Below are 18,572 nucleotides of genomic sequence, written 5' to 3'. Positions count from 1 at the left end.
CTTTCGTTTATGATAGGCCCCGATCTGGCCTTTCCTTATGATCGATCCTGTTTTCCCCTGACCAAGGAGACGCTTATGAGCGCGCCGGAAGATCAAGATGATCTGATGACCAAAGATCCGGAACGCGCTCAATCCGAACATGGCGGGGATGATCAATCCCAAAGCAAGGCATCGGAAATCGCCCAGGATCTGAACTACGGCATGGATATCCATCTGCAGCCGGATTTCGTGCGTGCGGTCATTGAAGCCGTTCATGCCGAAGATCGTGAGCTGGCGCGATCCCTGGTGGCCGAACAGCATGTGGCTGATATCGCCGATCTGTTCGAGGTGCTGCCCCCCGAAGAGCGCCGGACTTTAGCCGTGCTGGTGGCCGATAGCCTTGATCCGATTTTCCTATCGGAACTGGAAGGCGCCGCCTTTGATGATGTGATCAGGGTGATATCGCCGCAGGTGATCGCCGATGCGGTACAGCAGCTTGATACCGATGATGCGGTTTATATTCTCGAAGATCTGGATGCCGATGCCCAGCATCAGGTGCTTCATGCCCTGACCCGTGAAGATCGGATGGCGCTGGAGGAAGGCCTCGCCTTCCCCGAAGATAGCGCCGGACGCCTGATGCAGCGCGATCTGGTGGCGGTGCCGGAATTCTGGAGCGTTGGCCAAACCATCGATTATCTGCGGGCCCATGATGATCATGAGCAGCCCCGGGATTTTTATGAACTCATCGTCATCGATCCTACTTATCGGCCCATTGGCACGGTCCCTTTATCCCGGCTTTTGGGCTGCCAGCGGCCGGTTCGCATCCGGGATGTGATGACCCCGGAGCCGCATATCGTCTCGGTCAGCACCGATCAGGAGGAAGTGGCCCGGCAATTTGCCAAATACCATCTGATTTCCGCCGGGGTGGTGAATGAACATGGCCGCCTTGTGGGGGTGATCACCGTTGATGATATCGTCGGCGTTATCGAGGATGAGGCGAGCGAGGATATTCTGGCCCTTGCCGGGGTCAGCGAGGGCGATGTCAATAATTCCATCCGCGATGTGACCCGAACCCGCTTCATCTGGCTGTTCGTGAATATGGGAACGGCCATTCTGGCCTCAATGGTGATCGGCCTCTTTGAAGCCACATTGGAAACCATGGTGGCTTTGGCGGTTTTGATGCCCATTGTTGCCTCGATGGGGGGCAATGCCGGCACCCAAACGATGGCGGTGGCGGTGCGGGCTTTGGCCACCAAGGAACTTTCGCCAGCCAATGCCATGCGCATCGTCAATAAGGAACTGATGGTCGCTCTGATCAATGGCGCGGCTCTTGCCGTCATCGTCGGCTTTGTGGGGATCATCTGGTTTGGCGATATCTTGCTGGCTTTTGTTTTGGCGGCCGCGATGATCATCAATATCGTCATGGCCGGGCTTTCGGGTATCCTGATCCCGATGATGCTGGATCGTTTCGGTATCGATCCGGCTGTGGCTTCAAGCGTTTTTGTCACCACGATCACCGATGTCGTGGGCTTTTTCGCATTTTTGGGCCTAGCCTCACTGATTTTGCTCTAAACATCGATACAAACCCGGAAAAAGAATGAAAAAGGTGCAGGTTTGACGATCCTTCTGATCGACGATGATCCGGCGATTGGCCGTCTTTATGGGGCCGCGATCCAAAAGCGCGGCTTTAATGTAAAGCTGTGCACGGCGGGCGATCAGGCGCTTGAATTTCTTCATCGCCAAAAGCCGCATTTGATCGTCTCGGATGTGGAAATGCCGGGGCTGAGCGGCCATGATGTGGCGCTGCGCCTGCTGCAGCGCGGCCCCCGCCCCTGCCCCATCCTGTTTTTATCCGCCAATGATACGGTTGAAAGCGTGTTGCAAGGCTTGCGCTGCGGCGGCGATGATTTTCTGATCAAGGGTGAAGCCCTCAATCACATGATCGACCGCATGGCCTTTTGGCTGACCAGCGGCTTTCGCGCTTTGCCCCTGGTGGCTCGCCATGCTGCCATGGATATGCTGGAAACCATGAATCCCATCGCCCCCCTGTTGCCGCAGATCAAAAAGGATCGGGCCCTGGTGGATATGGTCTTTGAAAGCCTGCATCGGGATGTGCAAAGCACCCCGCCGGGCTATGGGGTGCGGCTGATCGAACGGATCGAGGTGATGGGGCGCACGGCAGAATTGATCGAACGGCAATGCACCGAGCCTGCCCATTGGCTGCGCTTTCCCGATGCCGTGCTTTCGGTCATCCATAAGCTCCGCACCCCATGGGCCTTGGATATCGGGGTTTTATGCCGCCATTATGAGCTGCTATCGCGCGACCCGCGCTTTCAAAAAGCCCGCACGATGCTGAGAGCCGATCACTGAAAAACCCCCGATCATCGGGCAGTCCTTCAGATCGCCAGATTATCCAAAAGCCGGGTGGGGCCAAGGCGGGCCACCGCCAAAAGCCGCGCCGGGGCATTGAGGGTGGTGATGGTCTCAAGGCTTTGTGCATCGCGAAAGCTGACATAATCCACGCGATCAAAGCCCGCTTTGAGAAGGGCCGTGGTGCCCATCTGCTCTAAAGCAACGAGATCCGCCCCCGCCCCCGCCTCCGCCAAGGCCTTTGCGCGCAAATCAGCCAAAATCACATTAAGCTTCCCTGCGATTTCACGCTGCTGTGGGGTTAAATACACATTGCGCGATGAAGCGGCCAAACCATCTACTTCACGCACGATAGCACCGCCCAGAATTTCCACAGGCAGATCGAGATTACGCACCATATGCCGGATCATCACCAATTGCTGATAATCCTTTTCCCCGAAAATGGCGGCATCACAGCCGCTTTGGGTGAAAAGCTTCAAAACCACGGTGGCCACACCATCGAAATGGCCGGGGCGCACGGCGCCTTCCAGATCATCGGTGATACGCCCCACCCGCACCGAGGTTAAAAAACCGGGGGGATACATTACATCCGCCGCAGGGGCATAAACCAGATCGGCCGGCGTGCCCTGCAAGCGCAGGCAATCAAGCGCTTCCTGCCGGGGATAGGCCGCGAAATCTTCCTGAGGACCAAATTGCGCGGGATTAACAAAAATCGAAACGATCACCCGATCCACATCCTGCGCCAGCCTGCGCACCAGCGAAAGATGGCCTTCATGAAGCGCCCCCATGGTGGGCACCAATCCCACCTTCAGGCCCTTTGCCTTCCAGTCCCCTACGCGATCCCGTAGATCAGCAATGCTGCGCACCACATCCATGGGGTTTTCGGGCGAATTTATCTGTCTGATCGCGCTCATCAGAGGATCCATGCTCATGCCACAGACTTATGTCATATCTGGGGCCCTTTTAGTGCAGCGCAGCACAATCGGCAAGCTCTCAGGATTGACAGCCACCATCCCAACCGGCTTTGATCGCCTATCATGACCCAAAACCGCGCCATGTCCCTTGCCCAAATCCTTCAGGCCCTGATGCTGATCATGGCGCTTTCCCTTTTGATCTTCGGGCTATCGCGATTGGTGGAGCGGCCCGCCGCCCCCCTTGATCTGTCATTGCCTTGGGGGGCTGAGGAATTTCACGTCAAAAATGCCCGGCTTTTTGCCCAAAGCATCCGCGAACATACCCATGGCCGGGTCGAGATTGCGCTCCATCCCGGGGCGGTTCTGGGCATCAAGGGGCCGGGATCCCTGCGCGCCGCCCGGGATCATCTTATCGCCATGGTCGAGATGGGCGGTTTCCAGCAGGTTGGCGAAGCTCCGATTCTAGGGCTTGATGCCCTCCCCTTTCTGGTTCGTGATCAGCAGGAATTGCAGATTCTTTATGAGGATTTCCGCCCGATCATCAAACAGACATTGGCCCGCCATGGCTTGCAGCTGCTTTATGCCGTGCCCTGGCCCGCCCAGAATATCTATGCGGATCGCGCCTTTCATGAGCTTGCCGATTTTAAGGGCCAGAAGGTGCGGACCATCGATGCCAACACCACCGATCTCGCCCGCAGCCTTGGCATGGCACCGATCCAGATGGCCTCGGCCGATGTGGTGCCCGCCCTTGCCACCGGCAGCCTTGATGCGGTGATGACCTCGACCACCACCGGAGTGGCCCAGAAATACTGGCAATTTTTAAGCCACATCCATCGCACCAATCATGGCTGGCTGACCAATCTGATGGTGATCAATGATCGGGCGCTGGCAAGGCTCAGCCCCGAAGATCAGCAGGCGCTGTTTGATCTCGCCCAGGATATGGAGCCCGATTTCTGGGCTGTTTCAAAAGCGGACGACCACGAAAAACTGGCCCGGCTCAAAGCCGAAGGGATGCGCATCATCATCCCCGATGCCGCCCTCCAATCCGCATTGGAAGAACAGGCGCGGCCCCTTTGGGCGGCCTTTGCCCAAAGGGTTCCGGGCAGTGCGCCGATCATCAATCGCTTTTTGATCCGCACCCATCGCGCGCCCCTTGATCTGCCCATCAAAACCATGCCCCGCCAAAGCACCGACAAGGACCGCCCATGACCCCACGCCGCCCCGTTCTTACACCACTTTTGAAAGGGATCGATGCCCTTGGCCTGCTGGCAGCCCGGGCAGGCGCTTTGTGTTTGGCGGTACTGTTTTTGCTGGGGCTTGGTGAAATCATCCTGCGCGCCAGCATCGGTCAATCCCTTGGCATCACCTTGGAATATAGCGGTTATCTGGTGGCGCTGAGCCTGTTTCTTGGCAGTGGCGAGGCCCTGCGTCGTCATCGCCATATCCGGGTGATGCTGGTGCGCGATCATCTGTCCGCACGGCTCATTCCGGTGCTCGATCTGGCAGCCAGCCTCATCGCCTTTTTGATCAGCGCCCTTTTGAGCTACGCCCTGATCCGCTATGCCATCGAGAGCGCGCAATGGGATATGCGCTCATTTTTTCCCACCCGCACAGCTTTATGGATCATACAGTTTTTATTCAGTCTTGGGCCTTTGGTGCTGACATTGGCGCTTTTGGCCCGCATCATCAGGCTGATCATCGGTGAGGCGGAGCCGCCTTCAGCAGCGCAAGATCAGCCCTCATGAGCGCCTTGATCATCAGCATCATCAGCCTTTTGATCCTGCTTTTGGGGGCCGGGCTGTGGGTGGGTCTGGCGCTTTTAGGCACCGGCATCATCAGCCTGTCCCTGTTTCGTGATCTCGATGTTCTGGCCTTTCTGGCGGGTGATCTGTGGCGCAGCCTCACGTCAGCCGAGCTTGCGGCTTTGCCCCTTTTCATCCTGATGGGGGAAATTCTCAATCGCACCCGACTGGCCGCCCAATTATTTCGCGGGCTTTCCCCCTTCATGACCCCCCTGCCCGGCGGGCTTTTACACAGCAATATCGTGGGATGCACCCTTTTTGCGGCCGTCTCCGGCTCATCGGCGGCCACCACCGCCACCGTGGGTCGGATCACCATGCGCGAGTTGGAACAGCGCGGCTATGATCGCTCGCTGGCCATGGGATCCTTATGCGGGGCTGGAACCCTGGGGTTTCTGATCCCGCCATCGCTGGTTTTGATCATCTATGGTGTGCTGGCCGAGGTCTCTATCCTCAAGCTTTTTCTGGCCGGCATTCTGCCCGGTTTATTGCTGGCTTTGGGCTATATGGCCTGGGTGGCCTTTGCCTCGATGGGTCAAAAACAGCGCCCCTTAAAGGATAGCGCCCCGGCGATGGGCAGGATCAGGGCGCTTTTCGCCCTGTTGCCGGTGATTTTATTGATCGGGCTGGTGATCGGATCGCTGTATCTGGGTTTGGCCGGACCATCCGAAGCCGCCATCATCGGGGTAGCCGGGGCCCTGATCATTGCCGCCTTCCACAAAGCCTTGAGTTTTGCTCGGCTGACCGAGGCCCTGATGGCCAGCATCGAGACCTCATCAATGCTGGGGCTGATTTTAGCCGGGGCCTTTTTCCTGTCAAAGCTCGCCGCCCTGTTCGGCCTGCCAACAGCCGCCGCTGCTGCTGTGGATGCGCTGCAATTATCGCCTTTGGGCCTGATCAGCCTGCTTTTGCTTTTCTATATCCTGCTGGGCATGGTGCTCGATGGACTATCCATGATCGTGATGACCTTGCCCCTTGCCCTGCCCCTTGTGGTGGGGGCTGGCTATGATCCTTTATGGTTTGGCATTTTTCTGGTGATCGCCGTGGAAATGGCGCAGATCACGCCCCCCATTGGTTTCAATCTTTTTGTGGTGCAGGATCTGACCGGCGAGCCGATGGGGCGCATTGCCGCTGCTGCCTTTCCGTTTTTCCTGATCACAGCGGCCATGGTGTTTATCCTCGTGCTGTTTCCCGATCTGGTTCTATGGGTTTTATGAGATTGCGCGCTTCAGCCCAAAAAGCGTTGCAAAACCCGCAGCCTTTCCCCCGGCAAAGGGCGGGCATGGCAATCGCTGACCAGGCGTTCGAGGAAAAAACCGGTGAGCTTCAGGCCATCGGCAATGGCCGATTTTGGGAGCGCGTCACGCGCTTCGCGCAGATTTGGCCGGGCCAGCAAAAAGCCGGGCAAGGGCAAAAGCCGGTGCTGCCAGGGGGCCCCGGCATCCGCGCTCACCGCCCGCCCGCTTTTGGGGGAGACATAAATCAGATCGTCCACCGCCCCGCTGACCGCACAGGCGCTGAGATCAAGGCCATAGCCAAGGTCCGCCAAAAGGCCCATTTCCACCTGCACCAATGCCGCCCCCCAGGCAATCTCGGTGATCCGCTGATCTTCCAAAAGATCGAGAAAGGCAATGGCGGCCCGATAAACGCCGGGGTGCGCCTCGCGCTCGGGCAGGCAGGCGGCCAAAGTGGCGCATAGGCTGACCAAAGCCGACAGCCGCGCCGGATCATCCATCAAAGAACCAGCCCGGCTATGGCGCGGCTCCACGGTCACGGTTCCCAATTGGCTTTCCAGCCGGGCCCGCCATGCCATCTCGATTTCATTGCCGGGCTGCAAAAGACCCGATAAACGCCGCCCCTTGCCGCCGCGCACCAAGCCCCGCCAGCGGCCATGCTCGGCGGTCAGCACATCGATGATGGCATGATGTTCGCCATAGCGACCGGCGGATAAAATCAGCGATGGTGCGGCCCATTGCATAACAAAAGACCTTTCTTCCAAGCATGGCGTGGCCCGGGCACGGCAAAGCCGCCCTCAATCGACGTAATTCAGACCCATCGACAGATAATGCTCGCGATCCTCAGCCCAGCGTTCAGTGACCCGCACAAACAAAAACAGATGCACCCGGCGGCCAAACATCGTTTCCATATCATGGCGGGCAGCTTCGCCAATGGCTTTCAGGCTTTGGCCGCGCTTGCCGATCACGATCCCCTTATGGCCATCACGCGACACATGGATCACCTGATGGATTTCAAAGGAGCCATCGGCCCGATCATCCCATTTTTCGGTTTCAACGGTGATGCCATAGGGCAATTCCTGATGCAGGCGCAAAAAAACCTTCTCGCGGGTGATTTCCGCTGCCAGCACGCGGCTGGTGATATCGGTGATCTGGTCTTCGGGATAAAGCCATGGGCTTTTGGGCAGGGCTTTGGCCAGATGGGTTTTCAGATCCGCCACCCCATCGCCGGTGAGGGCCGAAATCATGAAGATATCGCCCGCCACCCCTTCATCCTGAATTTTCTGTGCCAATCCCAATAGCCTGTCGCGGGGGACCGCATCGATTTTATTAAGGGCAATGACCGCCTTCCGGCCAGACTCCCTCAAGCCTTTGATGATCCGCTCTTCATCCTCGCGGATGCCCTTGGCGGCATCGATCAAAAACACCACCTGATCCGCATCGTTCGCCCCATCCCAGGCGGCGGCCACCATCGCCCGATCCAGCCGACGGCGCGGCGCAAAAATGCCCGGCGTATCAACAAAAACAAGCTGGCTCTGGCCTTCGATGGCAATGCCGGTAAGGCGGGTGCGGGTGGTTTGCACCTTGTGGCTGACAATGGCGATCTTTTGCCCCACCAACGCATTTAAAAGCGTAGATTTTCCGGCATTGGGTGCGCCGATGAGGGCGATGAAGCCGCAGGCAGTCTGCTGCTGGGGTTTTTGGTCAGATGGGGTCATGGGGTCTCGTCCTTGCCTGTCAGCATATCCAGAAGGCGGGTGGCTGCCAATTGCTCGGCACTTCGTTTCGATGCGCCGCTGGCTTCAGCCTTGCCCGCTGTGCGCACCTCGACCCTCATCTGGAAAACCGGACTATGATCAGGCCCGCTGCGGCCCAAAAGCTGATACACCGGAAGCGGCAGGCCCCGGCCCTGCGCCCATTCCTGCAGCGCAGTTTTGGCATCGCGATAGGCTGATGGCCCGGCCTTCACCCGATCCGCCCAAAAACGGTGGATCATCTGCCGGGCAGCATCCAAGCCCCCATCCAGATAAATTGCACCGATCAAAGCCTCGCAAATATCGGCCAGCACCGCCGATGCTTTCGCCGTGCCTTCGCTGCGGGCCCCGGCCTCCATGCGGATCATCGGCCCCAGATCAAGCTTTTGGGCCAGATCGCTCAATGTTTCCCGACGCACCAAAGCGGTGAAGCGGCGATTAAGCTGGCCTTCGGCTTCATCGGGATATTTTTCATAAAGCCAGTGCGAAATCACCAGCCCCAAAACCCGATCCCCCAAAAATTCCAGCCGCTGATAATGCGCCCCACCCGCCAGGGATGGATGGGTGAGAGCCATTTTCAAAAGGCTTTCATCGGCAAAATCATAGCCGATGCGCTGAGCGATCCGGCCCTTGAGGCCATCATCCTGATCCGGCTTTGGTTCGGCATCCGGTTGCTTGGCGCGATCAGATTGCATGGTCATAAGCATTGCTTAATGCAGATCATTGAACAAACGCCCATAGCGGATGGATTGGAACCAGAACCATGGTTCCCATAAATGCGCCCCGCCATCGGTGGCAAAAAAGATGATTTCCGCCCGGCCTACCAGATTTTCAGCCGGAACATAGCCCACCCCCACCGATTGCGGGCGGCGGCTATCCTGAGAATTATCGCGATTATCGCCCATCATGAAAAAATGACCTTCGGGCACCACAAACACCCGGCTCTCATCCGAGGGGCTATCGATCTGCATATCCAACGTGTTATAGCTCACCCCATTGGGCAGGGTTTCGCGATATTGGCGATAGCGGCAAAAAGCATCCCCCGTGGCCGACATCACCCGGTAATTTGAGGCGCAGGTGGTATTATCAGACACCTTGACTTCAAAATCGGCGATCCGCTCGCGCTCTACGGGCTGATCATTGATCCACAAGGCCCCTTCGCGCATCTGCACCCGGTCTCCCGGCAGGCCGATGACCCGCTTGATATAATCGGTGCGATTATCGCGGGGCAATTTGAACACCACCACATCGCCGCGTTCGGGGGCTGAATATAAAATACGGCCATCAAATAAAGGCGGGCTGGTGATGATGGAATGACGGGAATAGCCATAGGCATATTTGGATACGAACAGATAATCCCCCACCATCAAAGTGGGCAGCATCGATTCCGAAGGGATATTGAAAGGCTCGAATAAAATCGTTCGCACACCCAGAACGATCAGGGCAACACTGAGAACGAAGCTGACCGTTTCCTTGATCTGGTTTTTAAAGCTTTTATTCACGCTTGCGCCCATTCCGACCGCTTGTGCCTCATCGGTTCGCCCCTGTTGTTGCTGGAAATCGCTATCGCCCATGATCTGCGCCTTTCAATGAAAAGGCATCAAGCCGAGCCGCCTTCGCATTGTCAAGTTTGATGGCTTAGATGATGTGAAAATTCAGCCGGAACCGCCGTGATCAAAACGATCGCCTGCGCCCAGGGATGATCATCGGTGATGGTCAGATTGATCTGGGCGATCATGCCATTTGGGGTGATCGCCCTGAGCCGCGCCATCGCGCCATTGGTCAGCATCAGGCTGGGCTTGCCACCAGACAGGTTCACCACCCCCAGATCCCGCATGAAAACCCCGGCGGCAAAGCCGGTGCCCAAAGCTTTTGCGCAGGCTTCCTTGGCGGCGAATCGCTTGGCATAGCTGGCCGCCCGATTGGCCCGACGTTCGGATTTAGCGATTTCGATCTCGGTAAAAACCCGATGGATGAAGCGCGCGCCAAAACGCTGCAAAGAGCGATCGATGCGGCGGATATCGATCATATCATTGCCCATGCCCAAAACGATCATCGGGCCTCACCCATGTTCGATCTTATCCCATCCCCGGCCATTTCGGGCACCTCATCAATGGCTTCATCGATCGTTCGGCGCATCCGCCGGATGGCGGCTTCAAAACCAACAAACAAAGCCTCGCCCACCAGATGATGGCCGATATTCAGTTCCATGATCTGGGGGATTTGCGCCACCGGCCCCACATTGGCATAATCCAGCCCATGACCGGCATGCATCTCCAGCCCCAATTCGGTACCGAAAGCCGCCGCATCGGCCAAAAGGCGCAGATGATCTGTGATCGAACCCGCGGGCACCCCGGATGCCGAGCCAGACATCGTGGCATGGGCATAAGCCCCGGTGTGCAATTCCACGGCCTGAGCCCCCAGCGCATGGGCGGCTTCGATCTGCCGCCTGTCGGCATCGAGAAACAGGGCGACCCGGCAACCGGCATCGGCAAGGGCAGCGATGATCGGGGCCAGAATTTTTCGCCCCCCCACAGCATCCAGCCCGCCTTCGGTGGTCAGTTCAGCCCGGCGTTCGGGCACGATGCAAATGGCAAAGGGGCGATGGCGCAGGGCAATCGCCAGCATCTCGTCGGTGGCGGCCATTTCCATATTGAGCGGCAAGGAGACTTCAGCCATCAGACGTTCGATATCGGCATCTTTGATATGGCGGCGATCCTCGCGCAGATGCGCGGTGATCTGATCCCCCCCGGCCACCGCCACCAGATGGGCGGCGCGCACCGGATCGGGATGCACCCCACCCCGCGCATTACGCACCGTGGCCACATGATCGATATTAACCCCCAGCCTCGTTCGTCCCATGGGCTTAGCAGCCATTGCGGCAGTCATCCTTTTCATTCCACAATTCTGATCAGGTGATAAAGACGCATCTTAGGGGCAAGAGGGGGACGCCATCAAGCGCGCTTCATGCCTCCATCCCGATCCTGATCCTGCTGGTTCAAGACCTTTTTGCGGACCATTTCAAGCTTGATCCGCCGCGCTGCCTGAAAACGTTCGATCGAGCGCCGCGCCAGCCAATAAGTGACGAACCATGAAATCAAAGCCAAAGGCAGGCCACCAATCACCATGGGCAGCAATAAAGGACCCAAAGCCTGGGTGGGATGATGCACTAAAAGATCAAAGCTCAATCCCGATGCCGCCGCTTCACCCGTGGTGCCGCCAATGATCCAATTGCCCAGCCGATAGGTTCCCACCCAGATGAATGGAAAGGTCCAGGGATTGCCAACCAGCGATCCAATCCATGCCGCCAGAACATTGCCACGCGCCGCAAAGGCAAGCCCCATGGCTCCGATGAGATGAAATCCCATGAAGGGGGTAAAGGAAATCGCCACACCCGATGCCAAACCCGCCGCCACCCCATGGGCGCTGTCTTTCAGCCGCACAAGACGATGCCAGATATAGAGGAACGCCCGTGACCAGCCCCGTTTCGGCCACAGCATCTGGCGCATCTTCTGCCATAAATTCAAAGGTATTTTACGACGAAACAACATCCGATTTCACATAGGTCCATACATCAAAAGGCCCAAATCATAAAGCGCGGCTGCCCGGCTTGATGGCGGGAAGCGCGCGCAATTGTGGGGGAAGATCATCAGCGCTATAAACCGGTGCCGTGATCTGTGCCAAAGAGATGAGGGGCACCCCCACATCCGCCGCCCCCCCCGACCGATCAATCAAACAGGCAGCCGCCACAACATGGCCGCCCGAGGCCCGAATGGTGGCGATACATTCCCGCGACGACAGGCCGGTGGTCACCACATCTTCAACCATCAGAACTCTTTGCCCGGGCTTCATGGCAAAACCGCGACGAAAAGCGAATTTTCCGGCTACCCGCTCCACAAAAACCGATTCTGCGCGCATTTGCCGCGCCATTTCATAGCCCACAATCACCCCACCCATGGCCGGCGACACCACCAAGGGGATTTCCCCATAATGATCCCGCACCCTTTGTGCCAATGCCGCGCATAAACGTGCGGCCCGCACGGGGTCCATCAAAACTCTGGCACATTGCAGATAAACCGGGCTGTGCAATCCCGATGACAGCAGAAAATGCCCTTCCAACAAGGCCCCTGCGTTCCGAAATTCCTGCAAAACCGTGTCCCGATCCATCTTTGCTCTCCCCTTTAATAAATATGGCACAAAGTTCATTAACCAAGACTTGACGGCCATGGTCAAAAAACTTTTACCCCCACGGATTTTTTACATTTTCAGCTTCGCAGGCGTTCCGCGGAATTGACGACCCGGATCGCCCGCAGGCTGGCTAGAATATCGATCAGATGCCGCAGGTCTCTTACCTCTACATCAATCCGCATGGTGTGAAATTCACGATCGCGTTCGGCAATAGTGAGATTGGCGATATTCCCGCCTCTTTTAGCCACCACCGAGGCGATATTGGCCAAAGCTCCCATTTCATTGAGCACCACCAATTCCAACCGTCCGGTGAAAAAAACCGCCGCATCTTCGGGCAACCGCCAAGCCAGATCGAGCCAGCGATCCGGCTCTTCGGAATAGGCCGCCAGCTTATCGCAATCAATGCTGTGAACCTTCACCCCTTCGCCCGGGATCATGATTCCCACGATTCTGTCCCCCGGCATGGGATGGCAGCAATCCCCCAGCCGCACGGCCATGCCATCGCTCAATCCCGAAATAGGGATAGCCCGGGCTCCCGGGGTCTGTTTCGATCCGGTATCATGCCATTCGCGCATCACCTGTGGCAGGCCTTTTTGATCTTCGCGCGTGACCGTGCCGGGATAGCAGGCCTGCAAAATCTCGAACACGGTCATCTGCCCCTGGCCCACCTCGAAATAAACATCCTCGATGGTCTGGCGTTTCAATTTGGGCAGGGCTCCGGTGAGAATACGCTCCGAAAAATCGAGATCTTCAGCCTCGAAAGCCCGCTCCAGAAGGGTTTCGCCCAAGCCTTCATATTCTTCCCGCTCCATCTGGCGAAAGGTGCGGCGGATTGCCGAACGCGCCTTGCCCGTCACCACAAAGCTTTCCCAACGCGGGCTGGGCTCCTGACCTTTCGAGGTCAGGATTTCCACCTGATCGCCATTGAGCAATTGATGACGCAAGGGCACGAGGCGGCCATTCACCTTCGCCCCCACACAGCGATTACCCACTTCGGTATGCACCGCATAGGCAAAATCCACCGGCGTGGAGCCGCGCGGCAGGGCAATCAGATCGCCTTTGGGGGTAAAGCAAAACACCTGATCATTGAACATTTCAAGCTTGGTATGTTCCAGAAATTCCTCAGGCGTGGAGGCATTTTCCAGAATTTCCAGCAAGGATCGGATCCAGCGATAGCGCGCGCCTTCCGCCTTTTCCGGCGATTGCTTATATTGCCAATGGGCGGCCACCCCCAATTCCGCCACATCATGCATTTCATGGGTGCGGATCTGGATTTCGATGCGCGATTGCCGGGGGCCAATCACCGTGGTGTGGATCGATTGATAGCCATTGCGTTTGGGGGTTGAGATATAATCCTTGAACCGCCCCGGCACCATCGACCATTTGCCATGCACGATCCCCAGCGCCCGATAGCAATCGGGCACATCATCGACCACGATCCGAAAAGCCATCACATCGGAAATCTGCTCAAACGTCGCCCGGGAATTTTCCATTTTCTGCCAGATGGAATAGGGCTGTTTTTCCCGCCCGCTGATGCGCGCCGGCAAGGCGTTTGCCTGCATCGTCTGGTCCAGTTCGCGCACCACATCATCAACCAATGTGCCCGCTTCGGTGCGCAGATAATTGAGCCGGGTGGTGATGGTTTGAAACGCTTCCGGTTCGATCTGCTGAAAGGCCAGTTCTTCCAGTTCGTCTTTCATCTCGCGGATGCCGATCCGCTCCGCCAAGGGCGCGTAAATCTCAAGCGTTTCCAATGCGATACGCCGCCGTTTTTCGGGCTTTTTAATATAGTGCAGCGTCCGCATATTATGCAGGCGATCCGCCAGTTTCACCAGCAACACGCGGATATCGTTCGACATCGCCAGCACGAATTTACGGAAATTTTCGGCATGGCGGGCATGCTCGGTTTGCATTTCGATCCGCGACAGCTTGGTCACCCCATCCACCAATTCGGCAATCTTGGGGCCAAACAGCGCGGCCAGTTCCTCAACCTTCGCATCGGTATCTTCGACCACATCATGCAAAAGCGCTGTTGCGATGGTGGCGCTATCAAGCTTCATACCGGTCAAAATCCCGGCCACTTCAAGAGGATGGGAAAAATAAGGATCGCCAGACGCGCGAAGTTGGCTGCCATGCGCCTTCATCGAATACACATAGGCCCGGTTCAAAAGCCCTTCATCCGCATTGGGATCATAGGCCCTCACCCGCTCCACCAATTCATATTGCCTTATCACTGCGCGCGTTTTCCTTCATGAGCAGACGACCGATCCGGTCTTCATGAATAAGACGTTAGAAGCCCCGTGGAAAGAGCGGATCAAGGCCAAAGCTGCGCCGAACGAAAAAAGCCCCGCTTGATCAGCAGGGCCGTTTTTCGATGCAAAGCCGATGGATCGTGCAGCTTAGCTGCCAGAGCCTTCGCCCGCCGAACGACGACTGCGCATCATCAAAGCCATATCATCTTCTTCGGGCTCATCCACATCCACATGCTTTTGCATGCTTTGGATCACCGATTCCCGCATGCTATCGGGGCTGATCTTTTCTTCGGCAATTTCGCGCAAAGCCACCACCGGATTTTTATCATTATCCAGATCAACCTGTGGTGTGGCACCGGATGAAATCTGGCGTGAACGCTGGGCTGCGAACATCACGAGTTCAAATCGATTGGTAATCTTATCGACACAATCTTCAACGGTGACGCGGGCCATGCGTTACTCCTTCAGGGCATAGTCGGGATAGATCATCAGAAGAGATCAGATTTCAGCGAACCACCAAAGCGATGCACAGCAAAAAGCCATGCCGATGCTTTGAGCAGCGCCGTCAACCCCGCCTCCTTACTATCTTGCCATCCATCTGTAAAGCGCAGATCGCCTGAAACAGCCTTCAATAACGCAAAAGCGCCATCGCATCCCTTTCAGGCTTGGCCTTACAGGTTTAATCGGCTTTGGGAGTGGCATAGCCGGGCGGATCGCTGGCGGGGAAGCTTTCCTCCAAAGCCTCGTCGATATCGCCATTCTCCTTCTTTTTGTGGGTTTTATCCGGTTCATTTTTATCTTGATCAATCTTTGCCATTGCCTATCCTTGTGCTTTCATTAACCTCGGTTTTCTAGGTCTCGGCCCGATGGCTCTTCTTCAGAAATGGAAGCGGCCATCTGCTTCATAAACGCCAAAAACACCGATGCTGTTCCGCAAAGTTTGACGGTTCGCGCCTGGCTGATCGATCTTGAAAATTTTCTTCATGAGCGCATTAAAGGACAGGATATATGACCTTACCCAATGACCCGGCCGTGGTCTTGTCCTTCATCATTGCAGCGGGCATTGCGGCACAATGGCTGGCGGCACGCTTTCGCTTCCCCTCGATCCTTCCCCTGTTGCTGATCGGCTTTATCGCCGGACCCATCAGCGGCCTATTGAACCCGGATGCCGTTTTTGGCGATCTGCTCCTGCCCGGAGTTCAGCTGGGGGTTGCGGTGATCTTGTTTGAAGGCGCGCTCACCCTGCGCTTTGCCGATCTGAAGGGGGCGGGCAATATTGTCCTGCGTTTGATCACCATCGGGGTTTTGACGACCGTATTGGTGATTGCGATTGCCACCCATATCGCCCTTGATTTCCCCTGGTCTTTGGCGATCCTGTTCGGGGCCATCACCTGTGTATCGGGCCCCACCGTGATCATTCCGCTTTTGCGCGCCGTGCGCCCAAGCGAGCGCTTGTCTAAAGTTCTGCATTGGGAAGGGATTTTGATCGATGCTATCGGCGCGGTTCTCGCGGTGGTGGTTTTCGAGGTCATCGTTTCCGGCTCGATGGAAAATGCCAGTCCGATCCTGTCGCTTGCCAAATTGTTTATTTTGGGGGGATTGGTTGGCGTCATCGCGGGCTTTCTTGTGGGGCAGATGCTCAAGCGCCATATTCTTCCCGATTTTCTGCGTAATGTGGCCACCCTGAGCGCTGTTTTGCTGACCTTTGTGCTGGCCAATATGATCGGCCATGAAGGCGGGCTGGTGGCGGTGACAACGATGGGGCTGATGATGGCCAATATGAAGGGGATGCCGCGGGATGGCATTCTGGATTTCAAGGAAAGCCTGTCGGTCTTACTGATTTCCTCATTATTCATCGTGCTGGCAGCCAGAATCGAATTGGAAAGCCTTGCCTTGCTTGGCCCCGGTCTTGTGGTGATCTTGCTGGCGATCTTGTTCATCGCCCGGCCGCTCGCCGCCCTCGTCTCTTCTTTGGGGAGCGATATGCCATGGCGGGAACGGGCCCTTTTGGGCTGGATGGCACCGCGCGGGATCGTCGCCGCTGCGGTCTCGGCTCTTTTTGGATTGCGGCTCGAAAATGCGGGGATCAGCGGTGGCGAATTGCTGGTGCCCCTCACTTTTTCAGTGATCGTCGTCACCGTAGTGGTGCATAGCCTCACATCGCGGCCTTTGGCGCGGATTTTAAAGGTGGCCGAGCCGGAAGCCCATGGCGTGCTGATCGTGGGGGGCAATCTGGTTGCCGTCAAAATAGCCGAAATCCTGAAAAACAATCAGATCAAGGTGTTGCTGGCAGATCCCAATTGGCTCCAGGCGCGCCGGGCGCGGATGCTGGGGATTCCGACATTTTTCGGCAGCGCGGTGTCGGAATATGCGGATCGCAAGATGGATCTGGTGGGCCTTGGGATGCTTTTGGCCTTGTCGCGCCGGTCCAGCCTCAATGCCTTGGCCTGCTTGCGCTATCGTCAGGAATTTGGCAGCGCCAATGTCTATACCGCCCGGCGCAATCCCAAAAATATCGATCGCGAACAGGAAACGGTCTCCTTCAGCTTTCGCGGTCGTCTGCTTTTTAAAGAAGGCATGACCCTAGATCGGCTCGAAGACGAACTGGAACAGGGCCGCAAAATCCATCTCACCCGCATCAGCGAAGATTTTCCTTTCGATGCCCTGCTCAAAAAGCTGGGGGGCACCGATCCCATGTTGTTTGCCCTGTCGCCACAGGGAAAGCTGCATCCTTTTGCTGAAGAACCCGGCTTTACCATCACCAAAGGCTGGAAAGTGGCCTATCTGGCCGCCGAGGATACAAAAGTGGCGGAACAGGATGAGCGGGATGGCAAACGCTCGAACGACTGGCCGGCCGAGCCCAATGGCTCTGAAGCCCCGGCATAAGAACAGTTTTCACGGCCTTTCTAGCCTCATCTCCCGTCTTCGATAGGGAGGATATGATCGGGCAATGTACCGGTCTCGATCATTTCATCAAGGGCATCGCTCAGGCGTTCGGTTTCAGCCAAAACCGTGCGCCATGCCGCTAATCGATCCTCAGTGGATAAAGCCCTGAAATCCTTGCGATCCGGGATTTTTCCATAGGGCAGACGCGCCACAAAGGCTGGTGAGGGGGCGATCAGCAAAACATTGGCAGCATGGGTGGCGCGGGCCTTGCGCCAGCGTAAAGGTTTATCAAACCAGCCGGGGATGATCCGATCAATGAAGTGGGGATAAAGCACGATCTTGTCCCGATTATCCGGCTTTTCCCGATTGTCCGGCTTGTCCCGATCATCCAACTTGTTAGGATCATTTGGGAAAAACGGCAGATCGAAATGATAATCAATGATCCCGCCATCCCGATAAAGCCCCCCCATCGCGCCGGGAATATCGCCAATACCGTTCAAAACCATGGGGATCGAGCAGGATGCCATGATTGCCTGCCGAAGATTATCGGGATTGAGATCAAAGCGCCGAAAGGGAAATCCGCCCCAATCGGCATAATCAAGGGTGCTGCGCGGATCGGCAAACAAGGCGCGCTCAAAAAATCCACCTAAGACCCGACGGCTGATCAGATTGCCCGCCGCCGCCGCCGCCAGCCCCAGGCCTAAGGGAATGGGATGATCAAAATTAAGCAGATGCCGCCCGCGCACCGCCATCACCGCCAGCCGCATGGGGCCATGAAAAACCTGCTCACGGCCATCAGGGCCCAGAATTTCATCAAGAATGGCATAGCTGTCGCGGGTAATGTCGGCCGCTTTGTGATGCGGCTCATAGCGATATTCCAGATAAGCCTGCTCAAAGCGCGAAAAGGCCACCAGCGGGTCTTTTTGGGCATAGCAGGCAAAGCGCCAGGTACCGATGGATGAGGCCAGCAAATCCAAAGGTTCGCTGCGGCCCAAAATCCAATGGCGCAGGATCGCCCGATCCAGCCGCGCCAGTACAAGCCATTTCGGCCCCCCCGATGCCCCCACCATCAGCTTGATCCGGGCGGGATCAAGGCCGCCATCAGCCAGAATGGCGGCATGGGCATGGCGCCCCGCGCGAATGGTAAGAAGATCGGAGATTGTCTGACGCATGATGTCGTCTCAACCGCAATGTT

19 protein-coding genes and 1 pseudogene are annotated in these 18,572 nt (G+C 56.9%); 7 read left to right on the top strand and 13 right to left on the bottom strand.

All coding sequences use genetic code 11. The annotated features are described in order from the left end of the window. The first annotated feature begins 75 nt into the window (after window positions 1-75). Window positions 76-1,551, top strand: coding sequence for a magnesium transporter (gene mgtE, locus QK300_RS02000; RefSeq protein WP_281300224.1), 1,476 nt, complete (start codon window positions 76-78; stop codon window positions 1,549-1,551). Between the two features lie 42 nt (window positions 1,552-1,593). Then, the gene (locus QK300_RS01995) at window positions 1,594-2,349 is read left to right on the top strand and encodes a response regulator (protein ID WP_281300225.1); all 756 of its coding nucleotides are present in this window, start codon (window positions 1,594-1,596) and stop codon (window positions 2,347-2,349) included. 26 nt (window positions 2,350-2,375) lie between these two features. Here QK300_RS01995 and panC read toward each other — a convergent pair whose 3' ends face one another. Next, window positions 2,376-3,263, bottom strand: coding sequence for a pantoate--beta-alanine ligase (gene panC / locus QK300_RS01990; protein ID WP_281300226.1), 888 nt, complete (start codon window positions 3,261-3,263; stop codon window positions 2,376-2,378). A 123-nt stretch (window positions 3,264-3,386) separates the two neighbouring features. Between panC and QK300_RS01985 the strand changes: the two genes are divergently transcribed. From QK300_RS01985 to QK300_RS01975, 3 genes are read left to right on the top strand one after another with little or no spacing between them, the layout of a single operon-like run. Continuing rightward, window positions 3,387-4,472 carry a TRAP transporter substrate-binding protein gene (locus QK300_RS01985; RefSeq protein ID WP_281300227.1) on the top strand — a complete coding sequence of 362 codons (1,086 nt, stop codon included), beginning with the start codon at window positions 3,387-3,389 and terminating at the stop codon, window positions 4,470-4,472. Next, on the top strand, window positions 4,469-5,008 hold the full coding sequence (locus QK300_RS01980; RefSeq protein ID WP_281300228.1) for a TRAP transporter small permease: 540 nt from the start codon (window positions 4,469-4,471) through the stop codon (window positions 5,006-5,008). The genes QK300_RS01985 and QK300_RS01980 overlap by 4 nt, the downstream gene beginning before the upstream one ends. Continuing rightward, window positions 5,005-6,279 (top strand): TRAP transporter large permease subunit, encoded by a 1,275-nt coding sequence (locus QK300_RS01975; protein WP_281300229.1) that lies wholly within the window; start codon window positions 5,005-5,007, stop codon window positions 6,277-6,279. Before QK300_RS01980 ends, QK300_RS01975 begins: the two co-directional genes overlap by 4 nt. Before the next feature lie 11 nt (window positions 6,280-6,290). Here QK300_RS01975 and recO read toward each other — a convergent pair whose 3' ends face one another. From recO to QK300_RS01920, 11 genes and pseudogenes are all read right to left on the bottom strand, one after another. Then, window positions 6,291-7,040, bottom strand: coding sequence for a DNA repair protein RecO (gene recO / locus QK300_RS01970; protein WP_281300230.1), 750 nt, complete (start codon window positions 7,038-7,040; stop codon window positions 6,291-6,293). Window positions 7,041-7,094: 54 nt separating this feature from the next. Continuing rightward, window positions 7,095-8,015, bottom strand: a complete 921-nt coding sequence (era, locus tag QK300_RS01965; RefSeq protein ID WP_281300231.1) for a GTPase Era — start codon at window positions 8,013-8,015, stop codon at window positions 7,095-7,097. After that, on the bottom strand, window positions 8,012-8,752 hold the full coding sequence (gene rnc / locus QK300_RS01960) for a ribonuclease III (RefSeq protein ID WP_281300232.1): 741 nt from the start codon (window positions 8,750-8,752) through the stop codon (window positions 8,012-8,014). The genes era and rnc overlap by 4 nt, the downstream gene beginning before the upstream one ends. Before the next feature lie 9 nt (window positions 8,753-8,761). After that, window positions 8,762-9,565 (bottom strand): signal peptidase I, encoded by an 804-nt coding sequence (gene lepB, locus QK300_RS01955; protein ID WP_348651811.1) that lies wholly within the window; start codon window positions 9,563-9,565, stop codon window positions 8,762-8,764. Between the two features lie 110 nt (window positions 9,566-9,675). Beyond that, complete coding sequence (gene acpS / locus QK300_RS01950; protein WP_348651810.1) at window positions 9,676-10,104, bottom strand: holo-ACP synthase; 429 nt, start codon at window positions 10,102-10,104, stop codon at window positions 9,676-9,678. Next, window positions 10,104-10,928, bottom strand: a complete 825-nt coding sequence (locus QK300_RS01945; RefSeq protein ID WP_281300235.1) for a pyridoxine 5'-phosphate synthase — start codon at window positions 10,926-10,928, stop codon at window positions 10,104-10,106. The genes acpS and QK300_RS01945 overlap by 1 nt, the downstream gene beginning before the upstream one ends. 77 nt (window positions 10,929-11,005) lie before the next feature. Then, window positions 11,006-11,551: a DUF2062 domain-containing protein gene (locus tag QK300_RS01940; RefSeq protein WP_281300236.1), complete on the bottom strand. Its 546-nt coding sequence runs from the start codon at window positions 11,549-11,551 to the stop codon at window positions 11,006-11,008. Window positions 11,552-11,639: 88 nt separating this feature from the next. After that, on the bottom strand, window positions 11,640-12,218 hold the full coding sequence (pyrE, locus tag QK300_RS01935; RefSeq protein WP_281300237.1) for an orotate phosphoribosyltransferase: 579 nt from the start codon (window positions 12,216-12,218) through the stop codon (window positions 11,640-11,642). 98 nt (window positions 12,219-12,316) lie between these two features. Next, window positions 12,317-14,473 carry a bifunctional (p)ppGpp synthetase/guanosine-3',5'-bis(diphosphate) 3'-pyrophosphohydrolase gene (locus QK300_RS01930; protein ID WP_281300238.1) on the bottom strand — a complete coding sequence of 719 codons (2,157 nt, stop codon included), beginning with the start codon at window positions 14,471-14,473 and terminating at the stop codon, window positions 12,317-12,319. 207 nt (window positions 14,474-14,680) lie between these two features. Next, window positions 14,681-14,944, bottom strand: a pseudogene (rpoZ, locus tag QK300_RS01925) (DNA-directed RNA polymerase subunit omega); the annotation flags it as partial. 226 nt (window positions 14,945-15,170) lie between these two features. Further along, complete coding sequence (locus QK300_RS01920; RefSeq protein ID WP_281300239.1) at window positions 15,171-15,308, bottom strand: hypothetical protein; 138 nt, start codon at window positions 15,306-15,308, stop codon at window positions 15,171-15,173. Between the two features lie 66 nt (window positions 15,309-15,374). On the opposite strand from QK300_RS01920, the gene QK300_RS01915 reads away from it, so the two are divergent. Both QK300_RS01915 and QK300_RS01910 read left to right on the top strand, forming a co-directional pair. After that, window positions 15,375-15,503 carry a hypothetical protein gene (locus tag QK300_RS01915; RefSeq protein ID WP_281300240.1) on the top strand — a complete coding sequence of 43 codons (129 nt, stop codon included), beginning with the start codon at window positions 15,375-15,377 and terminating at the stop codon, window positions 15,501-15,503. Further along, a complete protein-coding gene (locus tag QK300_RS01910) occupies window positions 15,500-17,377 on the top strand; it encodes a sodium:proton antiporter (RefSeq protein WP_281300241.1) in 1,878 nt (625 codons plus the stop codon). The genes QK300_RS01915 and QK300_RS01910 overlap by 4 nt, the downstream gene beginning before the upstream one ends. A 26-nt stretch (window positions 17,378-17,403) precedes the next feature. On the opposite strand, the gene QK300_RS01905 is transcribed toward QK300_RS01910, so the two are convergent. Further along, window positions 17,404-18,549, bottom strand: a complete 1,146-nt coding sequence (locus QK300_RS01905) for a hypothetical protein (RefSeq protein WP_281300242.1) — start codon at window positions 18,547-18,549, stop codon at window positions 17,404-17,406. Between the last annotated feature and the right edge of the window lie 23 nt (window positions 18,550-18,572).

It is taken from the genome of Iodidimonas sp. MBR-22 (assembly GCF_029946565.1).
Classification (GTDB): domain Bacteria; phylum Pseudomonadota; class Alphaproteobacteria; order Sphingomonadales; family Rhodothalassiaceae; genus Iodidimonas; species Iodidimonas nitroreducens.
The sequence above is the reverse complement of the archived record's forward strand: the minus strand, read 5'-3'. Positions and strand labels throughout refer to the sequence as shown.